Source organism: Streptomyces sp. NPDC111507 (assembly GCF_055638955.1).
On sequence record NZ_JBVKBU010000008.1, the window covers coordinates 217,674 to 234,027 of the forward strand.

Annotated in this window: 13 protein-coding genes and 4 pseudogenes; 10 read left to right on the forward strand and 7 right to left on the reverse strand. The window is 68.1% G+C overall.

The genetic code is table 11. From position 1 onward, the window contains the following. Nucleotides 1–32: 32 nt before the first annotated feature. From ACZ7M2_RS30385 to ACZ7M2_RS30405, 5 genes and pseudogenes are all read right to left on the reverse strand, one after another. Nucleotides 33–1,033, reverse strand: a pseudogene (locus ACZ7M2_RS30385) (IS256 family transposase); the annotation flags it as partial. Between the two features lie 85 nt (nt 1,034–1,118). Next, a pseudogene (locus tag ACZ7M2_RS30390) lies at nt 1,119–1,816 on the reverse strand (type 1 glutamine amidotransferase domain-containing protein). Between the two features lie 36 nt (nt 1,817–1,852). Further along, on the reverse strand, nt 1,853–2,245 hold the full coding sequence (locus ACZ7M2_RS30395) for a nuclear transport factor 2 family protein (protein WP_471597998.1): 393 nt from the start codon (nt 2,243–2,245) through the stop codon (nt 1,853–1,855). Nucleotides 2,246–2,296: 51 nt separating this feature from the next. Further along, the gene (locus ACZ7M2_RS30400) at nt 2,297–2,896 is read right to left on the reverse strand and encodes a flavodoxin family protein (RefSeq protein WP_471597999.1); all 600 of its coding nucleotides are present in this window, start codon (nt 2,894–2,896) and stop codon (nt 2,297–2,299) included. Nucleotides 2,897–3,298: 402 nt separating this feature from the next. Further along, the gene (locus ACZ7M2_RS30405; RefSeq protein ID WP_471598000.1) at nt 3,299–4,174 is read right to left on the reverse strand and encodes a helix-turn-helix domain-containing protein; all 876 of its coding nucleotides are present in this window, start codon (nt 4,172–4,174) and stop codon (nt 3,299–3,301) included. A 300-nt stretch (nt 4,175–4,474) separates the two neighbouring features. Between ACZ7M2_RS30405 and ACZ7M2_RS30410 the strand changes: the two genes are divergently transcribed. The 9 genes and pseudogenes from ACZ7M2_RS30410 (at nt 4,475) to ACZ7M2_RS30450 (ending at nt 13,042) form a co-directional block, all read left to right on the forward strand. After that, the gene (locus tag ACZ7M2_RS30410) at nt 4,475–4,798 is read left to right on the forward strand and encodes a carboxymuconolactone decarboxylase family protein (RefSeq protein WP_471598001.1); all 324 of its coding nucleotides are present in this window, start codon (nt 4,475–4,477) and stop codon (nt 4,796–4,798) included. Nucleotides 4,799–4,849: 51 nt separating this feature from the next. Then, on the forward strand, nt 4,850–5,155 hold the full coding sequence (locus tag ACZ7M2_RS30415; RefSeq protein WP_471598002.1) for a cupin domain-containing protein: 306 nt from the start codon (nt 4,850–4,852) through the stop codon (nt 5,153–5,155). Next, complete coding sequence (locus ACZ7M2_RS30420; RefSeq protein WP_471598003.1) at nt 5,152–5,274, forward strand: hypothetical protein; 123 nt, start codon at nt 5,152–5,154, stop codon at nt 5,272–5,274. Before ACZ7M2_RS30415 ends, ACZ7M2_RS30420 begins: the two co-directional genes overlap by 4 nt. Nucleotides 5,275–5,353: 79 nt before the next feature. Continuing rightward, on the forward strand, nt 5,354–6,370 hold the full coding sequence (locus tag ACZ7M2_RS30425) for a zinc-dependent alcohol dehydrogenase family protein (protein ID WP_471598004.1): 1,017 nt from the start codon (nt 5,354–5,356) through the stop codon (nt 6,368–6,370). A 275-nt stretch (nt 6,371–6,645) separates the two neighbouring features. Beyond that, nucleotides 6,646–8,057: pseudogene (locus ACZ7M2_RS30430) on the forward strand (DUF2255 family protein). 43 nt (nt 8,058–8,100) lie between these two features. Then, a complete protein-coding gene (locus ACZ7M2_RS30435) occupies nt 8,101–9,681 on the forward strand; it encodes a Na+/H+ antiporter (protein ID WP_471598005.1) in 1,581 nt (526 codons plus the stop codon). 35 nt (nt 9,682–9,716) lie between these two features. Continuing rightward, a complete protein-coding gene (locus ACZ7M2_RS30440; protein WP_471598006.1) occupies nt 9,717–10,652 on the forward strand; it encodes an NADP-dependent oxidoreductase in 936 nt (311 codons plus the stop codon). A gap of 244 nt (nt 10,653–10,896) precedes the next feature. Further along, nucleotides 10,897–11,877, forward strand: a complete 981-nt coding sequence (locus tag ACZ7M2_RS30445) for an aldo/keto reductase (protein WP_471598007.1) — start codon at nt 10,897–10,899, stop codon at nt 11,875–11,877. A gap of 250 nt (nt 11,878–12,127) precedes the next feature. Continuing rightward, complete coding sequence (locus ACZ7M2_RS30450; protein WP_471598008.1) at nt 12,128–13,042, forward strand: aldo/keto reductase family protein; 915 nt, start codon at nt 12,128–12,130, stop codon at nt 13,040–13,042. A gap of 42 nt (nt 13,043–13,084) precedes the next feature. Here ACZ7M2_RS30450 and ACZ7M2_RS30455 read toward each other — a convergent pair. Beyond that, a pseudogene (locus tag ACZ7M2_RS30455) lies at nt 13,085–13,453 on the reverse strand (NF041680 family putative transposase); the annotation flags it as partial. A 656-nt stretch (nt 13,454–14,109) separates the two neighbouring features. On the opposite strand from ACZ7M2_RS30455, the gene ACZ7M2_RS30460 reads away from it, so the two are divergent. After that, complete coding sequence (locus ACZ7M2_RS30460) at nt 14,110–14,247, forward strand: hypothetical protein (RefSeq protein WP_471598009.1); 138 nt, start codon at nt 14,110–14,112, stop codon at nt 14,245–14,247. Between the two features lie 302 nt (nt 14,248–14,549). Here ACZ7M2_RS30460 and ACZ7M2_RS30465 read toward each other — a convergent pair whose 3' ends face one another. Then, nucleotides 14,550–16,040: an alkaline phosphatase family protein gene (locus ACZ7M2_RS30465; protein WP_471598010.1), complete on the reverse strand. Its 1,491-nt coding sequence runs from the start codon at nt 16,038–16,040 to the stop codon at nt 14,550–14,552. Between the last annotated feature and the right edge of the window lie 314 nt (nt 16,041–16,354).

Consider the following 16,354-nt stretch of genomic DNA (forward strand, 5'->3'; position numbering starts at 1 on the left):
GGAGTCATGACCCGTGGATCAGATGCGGTCGTTCAGACCGCGTGGCTCTCGGAGCATTCGACGAGGTGGCCGCGCTCGAAGCGGGCTCCGGCACGGACCAAGGCTACGAGGTGGGGTGCGTTCACGCCCCGCCACCGCTGCCGGGCGGACTCGACGAGCTTGAAGACCAAGGCCAGGACGGCGGCCGCACTACCAGCGCCCCGGGTGACCTTGGTCCGCAGCCGGACAGTGGCGAAAGTCGACTCAATCGGGTTCGTGGTGCCCAAGTGGATCCAGTACTCGGCGGGGACGTCGTAGAAGGCCAACAGCTCGTCCACCTCGTCAGTGATCTTCTTGACGGCCTTGGGGAACTTCGCGCCGTAGGTCTTGGTGAACGCGGCCACAGCCCCTTGTGCTTGGTCGCGGTCCTCGGCGTTGTATATCTCCTGCAGGGCCTTCTTCGCGCCGGGCTGGGCGGACCTCGGCAGGGCGTTCGCAACATTGGCGGTCTTGTGAACCCAGCACCTTTGATGGCGGGTTTCGGGGAACACCTCGGCCAGGACCTTCCAGAAGCCGCGTGCGCTGTCGCCGACCGCAAGGACGGGAGCGCGCATGCCGCGGCGGACGCAGTCGCGCAGGAGATCCGCCCCTGAGTCGGCGGATTCGCGGTAGCCGCCGCTCATGACGATCAGCTCCATGGTGCCGTCGACGCGCACGCCCATCAGGACCAGTACGTACGACTTCGCCCCGCGCAAGCGGATACGCAGGTGGATGCCGTCGGCCCAGACGTAGACGTAGTCGCTGCCGGACAGTTCACGCTCGCCGAACGCGGCGTGGTCGGCCTGCCACAGCTGGGTGAGGCAGCTGACCGTGGCCGCCGACAGGCCAGCTGTGGAGCCGAGAAATTGCTCCGGGGCGGGCACGAAGTCGCCAGAGAACAGGCCGTGCAGGTGGAGAAGCGGCAGCACCTCGCTGATCTTCGGGACTTGCAGCACCAGGGCGTCAAGATCGCCGAGGAGTAGTGAAGTCGGCTTCCTTCGTCTGGGGTCTTTCGCGGCATGAATATGGTTCGTTGGTATGGGTTGTCCCGGCAGCCCGGATGTGATCGCGGGCTGCCGGGACGTTTGTCTGCGCGGTACTCAGCCGAGCACCTTGTCGAGTTCCCGGGTCAGGGGAACGGCCGACATCGGGTTCTGGCCGGTGTAGAGGGTGCGGTCCACCTCGAGGTGCGGGGTGAACGGTGTGCCCTCTTGGTAGTCCGCGCCCAGGTCGGCCACCAGGCGGTCCTGCAGCAGCGGTTTCACCCGGTCGGCAATGCCGTTCTGGATCTCCTCGGCCTTGGACAACGCCGTCAGGCGGTAGCCGTGGAAAGGGGACTTGCCATCGGCGTCCACGGTGGCCAACAGCGCGGCCGGGCCGTGGCACATCAACGCCACCGGCTTGGCGGAAGCAAGCCACTGGACCAGCAGCCTGCCGGAGGCGGCGTTGTCGGGCAGGTCCTCCATCGGACCCCAGCCGCCCGGGTAGAAGACGGCCGCGCAGTCGTCGATGTCGACGTCCTCGATACGCATCGGGTGCGCCGGCTCGGTCGCCTCACGCAGCGTCGTCTTCATCCGCTCGGCGCCCTCGGGGCGGCCGTTGTAGTCGGCCGTCAGGCTGAGCGCGTCGGCCGTCGGGGGCACCTCGCCCGGAGTGGCCACCGCGATCTCGTGGCCGGCCTCCTTGAAGACGGCGAACGGACCCAGGGCCTCCTCCGCCCAGAACCCGGTCGGCTGTTGCCTGCCGTCCGCCAACGTCCAGTCCGTGGCCACGTGATGACGAAGAGGATCTTTGCCACAGAGTGCTCCCTGAAGATCGGTCGGGTGGACTGGTCTCAGGCGTTGAGCGCCCGGTCGACGATGACGCTGTCGCCGGTCTGCTGCAGCTTGACGAGCTTGCCGTCACGGGTGGTCCAGATGTGGACGAACCTGACGTCGTTGGTGATCCCCTTCTTGGTCACGGTGTGGTAGTGACCGAGGGCGATGACGTGGCCCTCGTCGTCCGCGAAGTACTCGTCGCCCACGGGGTGGAAGGCGTCGAAGTGCTGCATGAGCTGGCCGAAGAAGTCGCGGCCCACGCTCTCCAGGCCCTCGTAGACACGGCCGTACGGGAAGCCGGGCGTGATGTCCCAGACGACGTCCGGGGTCATGACCTCCTGGAGGACCTCCGGGGCGGCCTGGGACTCGTAGGCCTTGCGGACGATGGCGATGTTGTCCGATGCGGACATGATGTGCTCCTTGCAGGTGCGGATGTGTTGGCGCATCAGGGGTGGTCTGTGTCAGGCCGCGAGGGCGGCCCGGCCGGCGAGGAAGAACGCCGTCTGGCGGGCCACGCGGGCACCGAGGCTCTCGGCGGTGGCGATGTCCGACTTGTGGACCGCGTCCGGACCCACGTCGGTGGGCGTCTGGGCGCCGGCGCCGACGAAGAAGCCCAGCCGGTTGAGGTCGTCCTCGCTGCCGCTGGTCGAGGCCCAGCCCGGCTGCAGGCCGAGACTGACCCAGTGCATGCCGTGCTGGGCGGCCATGGTGAAGAAGTAGCCCAGGGTCGAGGACTTGTCGCCGGTCTTGGCACCGGAGTTGGTGAAGCCTGCCGCGATCTTGTCGACCCAGGCCTGGCTGAACCACCGCTTGCTGCTCGCCTCGGCGAACGCGTGGAAGGCGGCGGAGGCGGTGCCCATGTAGGTGGGGGCGCCGAAGACGATCGCGTGGGCGGCGTCCAGCCGCGCCCACTGCTCGTCGGTGATCGTATCCACGGCGATGGACACCACCTCGGCGCCGGCTTCCGCAGCACCGCGCGCCACGGCCTCGGCTATGACAGCAGTGTGGCCGTAGCCGGAATGGAATGCCACGGCGACCGTGGGGCGGGGGTTGGAGGACATGGATTATTGCTCCTCGAAAAGGGGCTGCGCGAGTCGTGCCCTGAAAGCATTGCATGGAATGCGGGCACTTAGGGTGGGTAAGATTTTGCCCTGGCTGGATGACTCCGCGGAGTTACAGGCTGCCATTCATGGCATCTCATCCACCCTGGAATACCATGCTGATTTTCGGTATTCGCGGCTCTCCTTGCACGGTTTCCTCGCAACAACCCTGCTCGCCGTCCGGCTCTCGTGCTGCTGCGGCCTCCCAGTCAGGTGGCGATATCGGAGGCAGGCGGGTGGCTGTTGGCATCCAGGGCCGTCACCTGCTCGCAGCGCAGGCCCGGCACCATCTGTGGTGCCGGGCCTGTCGGTCCCGCGGGAAGAGACGACTCGGCACGATGTGCCGGGTCTGAGGAGGGCCCGTCAGTCGACGGTGCGGGACCTCGACCGGTCCTGCTGGGCCCCCGCCCAGGAGGAAAGGAAGCGCAGCCCTTCGTAGGAGCGCGAGTCGGGTTCGGCGATCCAGATGATGAGTTGCTGGTCGGGGTCGCCCTCGCAGCTGAGGGCGTCCCAGTCGAGGGCGAGTTCGCCGGCGACCGGGTGGTTGAACACCTTGATGCCGCCGGTGCGCGGTGCCACATGGCGGCCGCCCCACCACTGACGGAACTGGTCGTCCTGCACCGACAGCTCGCCCACGAGGGTGGACAGCCCGGGATCGTCGGGACGAGCCGCGGCCCGTCGGCGCAGCACGGCCACGGCGTTGCGGGCGGTGCTCTCCCAGTCCGCGTACAGGGACTTCATGGCCGGGTCGATAAAGAGCTGCCGGATGTAGTTGCGCTGCTTGTCGGGGATCTGCGCGAAGTCGGTGCTGTACAGGGCGGCGGCTATCGGGTTCCACGCCAGGATGTCCAGGTATCGGCCCAGGATCATGCCGGGGGTCACGCTGAGTTCGTCCAGCACGATGCGCAACTGCGGCTGCACCTTCTGCGGAGCCCGCCGCCGGGGCCGACCGACCTCTCTGCCGGCCAGCTCGAACAGGTAGTCCCGCTGGTCGTCGCTCAGATGCAGGACACGGACGAGGGCGGACAGGATCGACGCGGAGGGCGTGACGCGGCCCTGCTCCACACGGGTGTAGTAGTCGGTGCTGATGGCGGCGAGCACGGCCACCTCTTCCCGGCGCAGGCCGACCACGCGCCGCCGTCCGTCGGCCTCGGGCAGGCCGACCGTACGGGGGCTGAGCTCGGCCCGGCGGGCCTTGAGGAATTCGCCCAGCTCGTTGAGATGCGCGCTGCTGGTCATGCTCACCACTGTGCCACCGTTCGCCAGTCGGCAGGGGGGACCAGTTTTGACCCTGGATACGTTCCGCCTCGGATGGAAGCCTCTTCCGTACGGGCCCTGCCGCCGTGACAGGGCCGAAGACGGGGGCCGTCGACACGGTCCGTTCGCCAGAATTCTTTCCACCTGAACGGGAGCGATTTATTTTCGCATGCCATCGGTGCTTCGAATTCTTCCGTCGTTTCGCGCGGAGCAGGCGAAGCTTTCCCCCAACCACCAGATCAGCTGACGTCGTGAACCCCGACCATGCAAGGAATCCCATCCATGCCCGAAGAGAAATCCGTCGCTCCGAACGAACTCGGCGAGTTCGCACCCAAGCTCGTGGAACTGACCGACAAGGTCCTGTTCGGTGATGTGTGGGAACGCCCGGGTCTGTCGCCGCGTGATCGCAGCCTGATCACCGTCGCCGCCCTGGTGGCTCTGTACCGCACCGAGCAGCTGGGCTTCCACCTGCGCCGGGCACTGGAGAACGGGCTGACCCGGGACGAGCTGGTCGAGGCCATCACCCATCTGGCGTTCTACGCCGGCTGGCCGAGCGCTATGACGGCGATCAACCAGCTCAAGGGCGTCGTCGATGACTCCAGCTGACGTCACTGCCCGAGCACCGCAGCAACCCCGCACCGTACGAAGAGAATCGCGATGGAACTACTGCAACAGCCCCCGACCGGCAAGGGTCCGGCCGAATGGTTCTCCGGTGACGTCTGGTCCGACGTCATCTACCGGGGCGAAGAGCCATCCCGAGCCAGGGCGGACATGGTGAAGTTCGCGCCCGGTGCCCCTACCGCCTGGCATGCGCACGGACTGGGCCAGACCCTGTACATCGTCGAGGGCATCGCCCTCGTCCAGTCCCGCGGCGGCGACCTCCTGGAGGCCCGTCCGGGCGACGTGGTCTACACGCCTCCGGGCGAGCGCACCGGCACGGCGCAGCCCCGGGCCAGTTCATGATCCCTCTCGCCCTGTGGGAGCACCCCGGCCCGGACGGCGGGCCGGAGAACACCTGGCCCGAGCACGTCACCGACGCCGAGTACAACGGCCCACACGTCAGCACCCGCGCACCTCGCTGACAACGGCGAACCGCCACCCTCTCCGGCGCGTGATCGCCACGCGACCGGCCCCACCTGCAGAACAGACCAGGAAAGAACCATGCGAGCAACTGTGATCCACGCCCCCGGTGACATCCGGGTGGAGAACGTCCCCGAGCCGAAGATCCTCGAGCCGACCGACGCGGTCATCCGAACCGTTGTCACCTGTGTGTGCGGCTCGGACCTGTGGGCCTACAACGGTGCGGACCCCGTCGCCCAGCCGACGCCGATGGGCCACGAGTACGTCGGCATTGTGGAGGAGGTCGGCAGCGCGGTCACCTCCGTCAAGCCGGGCCAGTTCGTCATCGGTTCCTTCGCCACCTCTGACAACACGTGTCCGAACTGTCTGGCGGGCTATCAGTCCAACTGTGTGCACCGCGAGTTCATGTCCACCTGCCAGGCCGAGTACATCCGCATCCCCAACGCCCAGGGCACCCTGGTCGCTACCGCCGACCTGCCGGGTGAGGAGTTGTGGCCCAGCCTGCTGGCCCTGTCGGATGTGATGGGCACCGGCTGGTACGCCGCCAAGGCCGCCGAAGTACGCCCCGGCTCCACCGCCGTCGTCGTCGGCGACGGCGCGGTCGGCCTGTGCGGCGTCCTCGCCGCCAAGGAACTCGGCGCCGAACGCATCATCGCCATGAGCCGCCACGAGAGCCGGCAGAAGCTCGCGCTGGAGTTCGGCGCCACCGACATCGTCACCGAACGCGGCGACGAAGGCATCGCCCGCATCAAGGACCTGACGGACGGCGTCGGCGCGGACAGCGTGCTCGAGTGCGTCGGCACCGCACAGTCCATGCAGCAGGCCCTGCACTCCACCCGCCCCGGCGGCAACGTCGGCTTCGTCGGCATCCCGCACGACGTCGCAGTCAACGGCCAGGAGCTGTTCTTCTCCCACGTCGGCCTGCGCGGCGGCCCCGCCCCCGTCCGCGGCTACCTGCCCGACCTCATCGACCGCGTCCTGACCGGGAAGATCAACCCCGGCAAGGTCTTCGACCTCACCCTGCCCCTGGACCAGGTCGCCGAGGGCTACAGGGCCATGGCCGAACGCCGCGCCATCAAGACGCTTCTCAAGCCCTGACCTCCCCCAGCCCCCTCGTGGGCGTGAGCCAGCTCCCCCGTCGGCGCTCACGCCCACGAGGGCCCATCGTCCGCTGAGGTCGTTCTTCGGCGGGCGGGAGCCAACGGCCAACAGCAGGACCGACTGGAGCGAGTCGATCAGCGGCTAGCAGTCCGGCTCGGCTCCCACTAACAACCGTTCGTACGAAGAAGCCCGCCCTCAGCTGCGTCTCCGCAGCGAGCCGAGCACCTGTCTCAAGCGCAGAAAAAGGCCGTCGGCACAGAGAGAAGGCTCCCATGAAGACGTACGTCAGCTTCACGGGCAACGGCCTGACCATCGCGGGCATCCTGTTCCCTACGGATGCCTACTCCGGCCAGCCGCTGCCCGCGGTGGTCGTGAGCCACCCGTGGGGTGCCGTGAAGGAACAGGCCGTGTCGATCTACGCCGCGCGCCTGGCCCGTGAGGGCTTCGCCGCGCTCGTCTTCGACGCCGTCTACCAGGGCGAGAGCGAGGGCACCCCGCGCGGTCTGGAAGACCCGTTCCAGCGCACCGAGGACATCCGCGCCGCCGTCTCCCACCTCGCCACGCGCAGCGACATCGACCCTGAGCGCGTCGGCGCCCTCGGCATCTGTGCCTCCGGTGGCTACGTGCCTTACGCCGCGCAGACCGACCGTCGCATCAAGGCCGTCGCCACGGTCAGCGCCTACGACACCTACCTCGGCTACTTCGGTGGCCTGATCGGCCTGCCCGCCGAACTGCGCGAGCCGCACCTGAACCAGGCCGGCGCCCTGCGCAACGCCGAGGCCCGCAGCGGCAGCCCGATCGGGATGAGAGTGCCGCCCGACACCGCGGCCGAGGCGGACGTCTTCCCGGACCGCAGCCTGTTCAAGGAGGCGTACTACTACCGCACCCCGGGCGGCGATCACCCCCGCTCCACCAGCTCGGTCGTGGTGCGGGCCGACGTGCTGGCCCAGTTCGACACCCTCGCGCACATGGACTGGATCTCCCCGTCCCCTGCTGATGATCGCCGGCACGGACGCCGACACCCGCCCCTACAGCGAGGAGGCCATCTCCAAGGCTCAGGAGCCCAAGGAGCTGTTCCTGATCGAGGGCGCCTCGCACGTCGACCTGTACGACAGGGACGAGTACGTGACCCCCGCGGTCGCCAAGCTGTCGGAGTTCTTCGGCAAGCACCTGGGGCTCTGACCTCTCGTCACCAGATGCCCCATCGCCCCGGGGCCCGCCGAGGCTCGCGGCGGGCCGCCCGAAGGGATGGGGCGTCGATCGGGACGGCGGCATGGCGCGCGCTCCCGCACCGTGAAGGAGATGTGCCGATGACGGCCTGGACCAACGACGAACTGACCTGGATCGAGCACGCCGACGAACTGGAGATGGCGCCGTCGCGCGCTGACGGAGCGCCGCGCACACCGGTGCCGATCTGGGTCGTCCGCGACGGCGACGACCTCTACGTCCGCTCCTACAGGGCAGCGCCGGCTCCTGGTACCGCGCTGCCCGCACGAGCGGCGCGGGCCGTATCCGCTCAGGCGGCGTCGCCAAGGACGTCACCTTCGTCGAGGTAAGCGACACCACCGTCAACGACCGAATCGACGCCGCCTACCGCACCAAGTACGGCCTATTCAGTGCGAGTTACGTCCATCCGATGGTGACCTCACGCGACACCACGCTCAAGCTCGTCCCCACCGGCTGAGCCCGCCCCGAACCCGTTCCGTCCCTTCCGCAGGAGAATCACAGTGCTCGGTCTCGAACTCGTCGCGGTCCTGGGCGTGGCCGTGCTGATCAGCAACGTCGTAGCACAGCGCCTCGGCATCGCCCCGCCCGTCCTGCTGCTCGTGACGGGCGTGCTCCTGGGGCTCATCCCGGCGGTCCGGCAGGCCCAACTGCCGTCGGAAGTAGTGCTGTTGCTGTTCCTCCCGGTGCTGCTGTACTGGGAGAGCCTGACCACGTCCCTGAGGGAGATCCGCACCAACCTGCGCGGCATCGCGCTGTTGAGCACCGTGCTCGTCATCCTCACGGCCGGAGCGGTCGCGGCAACCGGGCACGCCTTGGGGCTGCCGTGGGGACCGGCGTGGGTGCTCGGCGCGGCCGTGGCCCCCACGGACGCCACCGCGGTCGGCGCCCTGGCCCGTGCCCTGCCCCGCCGCCAAGTCACCATCCTGCGCGCCGAAAGCCTGGTCAACGACGGCACAGCCCTGGTCATCTACGGACTCGCCGTCGGCATCACGGTCGGCGAGGAACACCTGAGCGTCCCGCACGTCGGCGGGCTGTTCCTGCTCGCCTACGGCGGCGGGGCGGCGGTGGGTGTGGCCGTCGCCTGGGTCAACATGAACCTGCGGCGCCGCCTCAACGACCCCCTGCTCGGCAACCTCGTCATGATCCTGGCGCCGTTCACCGCCTACCTGCTCGCCGAACTCGTCGAAGCCTCCGGCGTCCTCGCGGTGGTCATCAGCGGCCTGATCATGACCCAGGTCGCCCCGCGCATCATCCGCGCCGAACACCGCACCCAGGCGATGGCGTTCTGGCCGCTGGCCACCTTCCTCATCAACGGCGCGCTGTTCGTCCTGGTGGGCGTGTCACTGCAGTACGCCGTACGCAACCTCAGCCGCGCCGACCTCACCGACGCCCTGATCGCGGTCGGCGCCGTCTGCGCCGTCCTCGTCGCCGTACGCTTCGCGTTCCTGTTCGCCTCCGTCTACCTGATCCGCCTGCTCGACCGCCGCCCGAAGCAGCGCCTGCTGCGGCAAAGTCACCGGGCCCGGGTGGTCAGCGGGCTGGCCGGCTTCCGGGGCGCCATCTCGCTCGCCGTGGCCCTGTCCGTACCGCACACGCTCGACTCGGGCGAGCCGTTCCCCGACCGCGACTTCATCATCTTCGTCACCTCCGGCGTCATCCTCGTCACCCTGGTGACGCAGGGACTCCTGCTGCCGGCAGCGGTGCGCTGGGCGAAATTGCCGCCGGACACGTCAGCCGACGAGGAGCAGAACCTCGCCGAGACCAGCGCCGTGGAAGACGCGCTCAAGGCGATGCCCCAGCTCGCCGCCGACCTGCGCACCGAACCCAAAATCGCCGAGTGGCTGCGTCAGGAGTACGAAGCACAGTTGGCGACCGTGCGGGCCAAGGGCGCCGCCGACGACCCGGCCCTCCTCCAGCACCAGGACTACGTCGCGCTGCATCTGGCCCTCATCGCCCACAAACGCGCCACGGTCGTCCGTCTCCGTGACGAACGCCGCATCGACGACACCGTACTGCGCCGCCTTCAGGCAGCCCTCGACAGCGAAGAGGTCCGCCTGGCCGGGGGCGCGGCGGTGGAGTGACTCTCACACCACTGACCGCCAAGGAGTGACCCTTAATGAAAGCCGTAGGACTGACCGAATTCGGCGGACCCGAAGTGCTCCGCGTCCTGGAACTGCCGGTTCCCGAAACAGGGCCGGGCGAGATCCGTATCCGGGTGCGCGCGGCCGCGGTCAACCCCGTCGACTCGATGGTGCGCCGGGGCATCGCCTTCGTCTCCGACGCTGAACCCCCTTATGTTCCGGGGATGGACGCGGCCGGCGTAGTGGAGCAGATCGGCGAAGGAGTCGACACCGATCTCGACGTCGGCGACCGCGTCATGGCCATTGCGGTGGTTTCCGGGACGCACGGAGCGTACGCGGAGCACCTCGTCGTCCCCGCCGAGTCGGTGGTCCGTGCCCCGGCCGACGCAACCGACATCGAGGCTGCAACGCTGCTGATGAACGGCTCGACCGCCCGCATGGCGCTGGACCTGCTTGAGCTTCCCGCGGGCGCCACCGTGGCGGTCATCGGAGCGGCCGGTGCGGTCGGCGGCTTCGCTGTCCAGCTGGCCAAGGCCGACGGTTTTCGGGTGATCGCCGACGCGGCGCCGAAGGACGAGCAGCTGGTACGCGACCTGGGTGCCGACGTCGTACTGCCGCGCGGGACCGAGTTCCCAGAACTGGTGCGCAATGAGGTGCCCGAGGGCGTCGACGGCCTCGTCGACACCGCGGGTGTCGCGGAGCTCGCCGTCCGCGCGGTGCGCGACGGCGGCCGAGTGGCGACATCGGCCGGCGGCGCCCAGGGTCCTGGGGAGCGCGGCATCGTGACCCAGCAGACCTTCGTTCCGCGCTACGCACGTGAGCACGCCAAGCTCAACCGCCTCCGGCAGCTGGCGGAGAAAGGCCGGCTCACCCCGCGTGTCGCCCGGGCCCTCCCGGCCGAACAGGCTGTCGAGGCCCACCGGTTGCTGGAGGCAAGCGGCCTGCGGGGGCGCGTGGTCCTCACCTTCTGAGCAAGCGATCTGCAGGCACAGCCGCCGCGGTCGTCCAGGCCAGCCGGCAGCAAGGGACAGACAACTGCCGGACCAGGCGATGGCCGCCCGCGCCCTGGGAGCGGAACTCGGCTACGACGCCAGGCAGGGCGCCGCCTTGTGACGGGTGAACCCGGCGACCGAAAAGCCCGCAGCGGACGTCTCCCACGCGTCACCACGAACTGCCAAAGAAGATCATGAACAGCTCGGAAGGAAGCAGCAGGCAATGGAGTACACCCGTCTCGGCACGTGCGGTCTCAAGGTCAGCCGGATCGCCCTGGGCTGCATGAGCTTCGGCACCCCGTCGGAGATGCTGCCGTGGACCCTCGACGAGGAAGGCGCCCAACCGCTGTTCCGGCAGGCTGTCGAACTCGGCATCACGTTCTGGGACACCGCCAACGCCTACGGCGCCGGCAGCTCCGAGGAGATCGTCGGCCGGGCCCTGCGCACGTACGCGCGGCGCGAGGACATCGTCCTGGCGACCAAGGTGTACTTCCCGATGCACTCCGGACCGGGCGGCGCGGGTTTGTCCCGCAAGGCGATCCTGGAGCAGATCGACGCTTCCCTCACCCGCCTGGACACCAACTACGTCGACCTCTACCAGATCCACCGCTTCGACCCGGAGACCCCGGTCGAGGAGACGATGGAGGCCCTGCACGACGTCGTCAAGGCGGGCAAGGCCCGCTACCTCGGGGCCTCCTCCATGTGGGCCTGGCAGTTCGCGAAGATGCAGCAGGCCGCGCAGGAGAACGGCTGGACACGGTTCGTGTCCATGCAGGACCAGTACAGCCTGCTCCAGCGTGAGGAGGAGCGCGAGATGTTCGGCCTGCTCGCCGACCAGGGCGTCGGCAGCATGCCATGGGGCCCGCTCGCCGCGGGCCGGGTGACCAAGCCCTGGGGCGAACGCTCCACCCCTCGCTCGGAGGCCAGCTCCGACGTCGACTTCCAGGGCCGCCCGCTGTACGTCGACAGCGACCGGGCGATCGTGGACGCCGTCCAGAAGATCGCCAAAGAGCGCGGGGTGTCCATGGCGACCGTCGCGATGGCCTGGGTGCTGAAGAACCCGGTCGTCGACGCCCCGATCGTGGGCGCGACCAAGCCGCACCACCTCGCCGACGCCGCCGCCGCGCTGGACCTACACCTCACCGACGAGGAGATCCGCTTTCTTGAGGAGCCATACGTCACCCGTATGCCCACCTACTTCTGACCCGCCGATGTGCCTTCCCGGAAGCGGGTGGGCCGGAAGACCGGACAAGAAATTGCCGGCCCTCATCGGCCACCGTCGACTCGCCAACTGAAAAATCGCTGACGCGTCGCTGTGTGCGATTTCGCGGTCGGCACAGGGAATGCATTGAATCTAAGCCTCGTTGTCGTATTCTGCGTCGTCGATGCGAGGCGAGACTCACCGTTCCATCGGTACGGCGCAACCATTCGGTAATACGCAAAAGGAGACTCTCATGACCGACACGCATAAGCGTGAGCTGACCACGGGGGTGGAGGTTCCCCTCGTCGGCTTCGGAACTTATCTCATCCCGGACGACAAGACCGCGTCCGCCGTCGAAAATGCCGTCGCCGCGGGATATCGACACGTCGACACCGCCGAGGTCTACGAGAACGAGCGCGGCGTCGGCGAAGGACTGCGTCGCGGTATGCAGAAAGCAGGTCTCGAACGCGGCGACGTGTTCTTGACGACCAAGCTGTGGCCCCTGGCGGGGGAACGCAACAAGACGATCGAGGAGACCCTGCGGTCCATCGACGAGAGTCTCGACCGGCTCGGTCTCCAGCAGGTCGACCTGTACCTCATCCACGCCACGTTCGGGCGTGAGCAGCGCCTGGAGCAGTGGCAGGGGCTGGCTGAGGTCTACAAGAACGGCAAGGCGCGGGCGATCGGCGTGTCGAACTTCAATGCCGCTCACATCGACGAGCTGATCGAGGCGGGACTTCCCGTTCCGCACGCCAACCAGATCGAACTGCACCCGTGGTCACAGAAGCCCGAACTGGTCTCCTATTTGAACCAGAAAGGCATCACCCCCATCGCCTACAGCAGCCTGGCTCCGCTGTCGACCTGGCGCACCGCGCCCGGTCACGCAAGCGGGAAGACACAGGACATGCGCGCCGAGGGAGAACAGTCCGATTCTCCGTTCAAGAGGTTGGCGACGAAGTACGACGTAACCGAGGCGCAGTTGCTACTGCGCTGGGGCGTACAGAACGGCTATCCGGTGCTTCCCAAGAGCACCAACCCGGTCCGTATGCTTGAGAATCTGGACCTTTTCTCTTTCCGCATCGAAGACGCCGACATGGATTACATCCGGGGTCTGGATCGAGGAGCAGGTCTCGCCTGGGGCGAAGTGGACCCGACCACGCACGACTGAGCCGCACGCAGCATCCCCGCACGCTTCTCACTAGCGTGATCTTTAACCCGTGCGGCGTGGTCGTGGGGTGGTTGACTTCTTCGTTCGCTGCTTCGCTGACGGTGTATTGCTGGGTGTGTGAACGTCGTGGCGGGGTGTGGGTCGGGTGTTCTTGCGGCCTGGTGGTCGTCCAGGGCCCGGACGAGAAGGTTTCGGTGCTTGGGCCGGACAGGCCGCTTGCGGGCGGATGTGTCGGAAGTCGCGGCGGACGCGGGCGGGAGTAGGCCTGTCCGGGGAACTGGGTTTCTCCCAGGGACGACGCCGGTCGGCAGCGAGTGGGCGAGCGAGCCGCAGTTGGGTGTGTGCGGCGACCACGTTCGAGCACACCCACCCTCGTGGGGGCCGGCGTGCCATCCGAATTCTCGGTTCGGTGCCGAGACCCGACACTGTGTCCCCCCTCGCTGCCACGAGGTGGACAAAATGATTCGTGCCACAAACACTGACATATCTGTAACTCTCCCTTGTGGAGGCCATCGATACAGGAAGTGGCCCGGGCCGCAGGTCCGTCCCGCTGTGAACCACGCTCTGATCAGCCCAAAAGCAGATGACGGTCATGACACCCTTGCCGTGCCCGCCGCCTCGACTCCCTCGACCGGCTCAACGACGTCCGTAACGACGAGGGGGCTCCGTCCGGGGGACCCGCTGCGGACGTCCCGCTCGGGCGGCGGGCACGCATTCTTCCTGCCCGGAACGGCGAGAAGGGGGGCGGAAAATCCGCTGGGCACCACTGCCGTCAGCGGTGCGCACCGCTCACAGAGGGACTGCCACGTTGTTGGGTGTGTGGATGCCTGACGGCGCATCAGGGTGTGAACCTGCCAACTCACACGCTTCCAACCGCAGCAAGGCCGACCAGGACCCCCAGCACTGGCGGCCGGGCGCCCAGGGCTACCGCTGCCAGTACGCCACCAACTGGGGCGCCGACAAGACCAGGTGGGGCCTGACCATCGACACCCCCGAACACGCTGCACTCTCCGGCGCCCTCAGCAACTGCCCCGACCAGCCCAACCCGGGAAGTGATCGGGTACTCGATGGCCGACCACCACCGCGCCGATCTGGTCACCGACGCCCGCGACATGACCGCCGACCTCGGCCGCCTGGAACCCGGCTGTGTGATCCACAGCGACCGCGGATCGAGCACATCTCCGCTCAATTCCGCACTCGCATAGCCGAGTTGGGACACCGGCAGAGCATGAACCGTACCGGAAGCTGTTTCGACAACGCCGCCGCGGAGAGTTTCCAGGCCGTACTCAAAGAGGAAATCGGCACCCGCTTCTGGCCCGACCGCGCCACCTCCCGAGCCGACATCTTCGACTTCGTCGAGACCCCCATCAGACGCCGCCTGCGCAAACACAGCGACTGGGGGGCTACCTCACGCCCCACGAGACATGCCTGCGCTACCAGCAAGATCAAGCCCGCGCGGCGTCACAACAACCGCCCAAGATCACGGGGAGACTTCAGGGCGACGGCGTCAGCGACGTTGGTGGCTGCCGGGTTCTTGCCGGGGTGGGGTCTGCCGGCCGGGGCCGGGAACGGTGGGGGCTGGCAGGGTGCCGGCCTGCCGCTTGGCCCGGTTGAGCTGTTCGGCGGTGTCCGGTAGTCGCGGCGGCGGGAGTGCGGGCTGCTCGAGGCCGAGCATCGGGACCCGGGCGGACAGCCCGCGGCGCCACGGGTTCGCGTTCGGGCGGGGGAAGGCGAGGGCCGAGGTGAGGTCGCCGAAGGTGCGGCGGCGCCAATCGCTGATATTAGGCTCCCTGACTCCAGTGACCCGTTCGAGGAACCGCAGGCAGGAGGTGTGGTCGAAGGTCTCGCCTGCTACCCAGCCGCCGATCGTCCAGGGCGAGATGATGACGCACGGCACTCTGAAGCCCGCGCCGATCGACAGGCCGGCGACGAACTCGTCCGCAGCCCCCGAGGCGGGTGTGGGCGGCGGTACGTGGTCGAACAGGCCGTCGTTCTCGTCGTAGTTGAGGATGAAGACGGTCTTGGCCCATACCTTCGGGTTGGAGGCGATCGCCTCGATCTTGGAGGCGACGAACTCGGCGCCCGCGGCCGGCAGGTGGTGGGGGTGCTCGGACTGGGCCGTGGGAGCGATGATCCACGAGACCGTGGGCAGACGGTCCCTGCGAGCGTCGTCCTCGAAGGTTCCCGCGGGCCGGAAGGCCATGCCGTTGTCATACAACAGGTCGCCGGGCTTGGTTTTGCGGAACCTGGCGAACTGCGCGAGCATGTTGCAGCCGTTGTTGTCGCTCTGTTGGTAGACCCTCCAACTGACGCCGGCCGCTTGCAGGCGTTCGGCGTAGGTCGTCCAGGTGTAACCGCCGACCGGGACGGTGTTGTTCAGGATCGGGCCGCCGTGCCTGCCTGCGGCATCGACGGTGCCGGTCATCCAGTACATGCGGTTGGGCCAGGTCGGGCCCATCACCGAGCAGAAGTAGTGGTCGCAGACGGTGAAGGTTTCGGCCAGCGCAAAGTGGAACGGAATGTCGTGGCGGGTGTAGTAGCCCATGACGTACGGGCCGCGTGTGCCGTCGGCGGCCCGGTGCGCGGGCAGCCACTGGTCCATCCTGCCGCCGTTCCACGCCCGGTGCTGCACCGTACGGGCGTGGCTGGTCGATCCGATCGTCTGCGCGCTGGTGGTAAGGGTGTCCAGGTGGAACGGCAGCAGATAGCCGTCGGGATGGTCCGCATCCGGCTGGTAGAACACCGACCGCCCGGTGCCAAGTCGCAGCGCGTCCGGGTCGTCGAATCCCCGCACCCCGGCCAGAGTTCCGAAGTAGTGGTCGAAGGAACGGTTCTCCTGCATGAGCAGGACCACGTGCTCGACGTCCGCCAGCGAGCCGCCGCCCGTCGGTCCGTCCGCCACCGTCCTCTGCACGCTCAATGGCAGCAGCGACAACGCCGCTCCCCCGCCGAGAACGCCTGCCGCACTCAGCAGCGTGCGCCGCTTCACGTTCGGCATGCTGCCTCCCTTCTTGTCGGTGGGTGCGCGCGCAGCCTCGGACCGGTGTTCCACAGCTTTGACCGCTGCTCAGATCCCGGGCTTCGGCGCCGGTTGAATCGGATTGCCATCTGAATTCGCAGACCAGGCCGCCCGCACGGTGTGGCGAGCCACGGCGGATATGCCGTCTACGGGTGGCCCGGCACACCAGGTGTCGCCCACCAGGGCGCACCTTCCTGAAGCGCTGACGGCTCGGGCCTGGCCGTGCCGGCGGCGCACGGTCATCCCCCGCGGATGGCACCGGCGGCTGTGGGCGGGTTGCGCCCCGCCCGCGA

Excerpts from the sequence above, each read along its gene's own strand:
- ACZ7M2_RS30395 (WP_471597998.1), bottom strand. The coding sequence starts at position 2,245 with ATGTCCGCATCGGACAACATCGCCATCGTCCGCAAGGCCTACGAGTCC.
- ACZ7M2_RS30400 (WP_471597999.1), bottom strand. The coding sequence starts at position 2,896 with ATGTCCTCCAACCCCCGCCCCACGGTCGCCGTGGCATTCCATTCCGGC.
- ACZ7M2_RS30405 (WP_471598000.1), bottom strand. The coding sequence starts at position 4,174 with ATGACCAGCAGCGCGCATCTCAACGAGCTGGGCGAATTCCTCAAGGCC.
- ACZ7M2_RS30410 (WP_471598001.1), top strand. The coding sequence starts at position 4,475 with ATGCCCGAAGAGAAATCCGTCGCTCCGAACGAACTCGGCGAGTTCGCA.
- ACZ7M2_RS30415 (WP_471598002.1), top strand. The coding sequence starts at position 4,850 with ATGGAACTACTGCAACAGCCCCCGACCGGCAAGGGTCCGGCCGAATGG.
- ACZ7M2_RS30420 (WP_471598003.1), top strand. The coding sequence starts at position 5,152 with ATGATCCCTCTCGCCCTGTGGGAGCACCCCGGCCCGGACGGCGGGCCG.
- ACZ7M2_RS30425 (WP_471598004.1), top strand. The coding sequence starts at position 5,354 with ATGCGAGCAACTGTGATCCACGCCCCCGGTGACATCCGGGTGGAGAAC.
- ACZ7M2_RS30440 (WP_471598006.1), top strand. The coding sequence starts at position 9,717 with ATGAAAGCCGTAGGACTGACCGAATTCGGCGGACCCGAAGTGCTCCGC.
- ACZ7M2_RS30445 (WP_471598007.1), top strand. The coding sequence starts at position 10,897 with ATGGAGTACACCCGTCTCGGCACGTGCGGTCTCAAGGTCAGCCGGATC.
- ACZ7M2_RS30450 (WP_471598008.1), top strand. The coding sequence starts at position 12,128 with ATGACCGACACGCATAAGCGTGAGCTGACCACGGGGGTGGAGGTTCCC.
- ACZ7M2_RS30460 (WP_471598009.1), top strand. The coding sequence starts at position 14,110 with ATGGCCGACCACCACCGCGCCGATCTGGTCACCGACGCCCGCGACATG.
- ACZ7M2_RS30465 (WP_471598010.1), bottom strand. The coding sequence starts at position 16,040 with ATGCCGAACGTGAAGCGGCGCACGCTGCTGAGTGCGGCAGGCGTTCTC.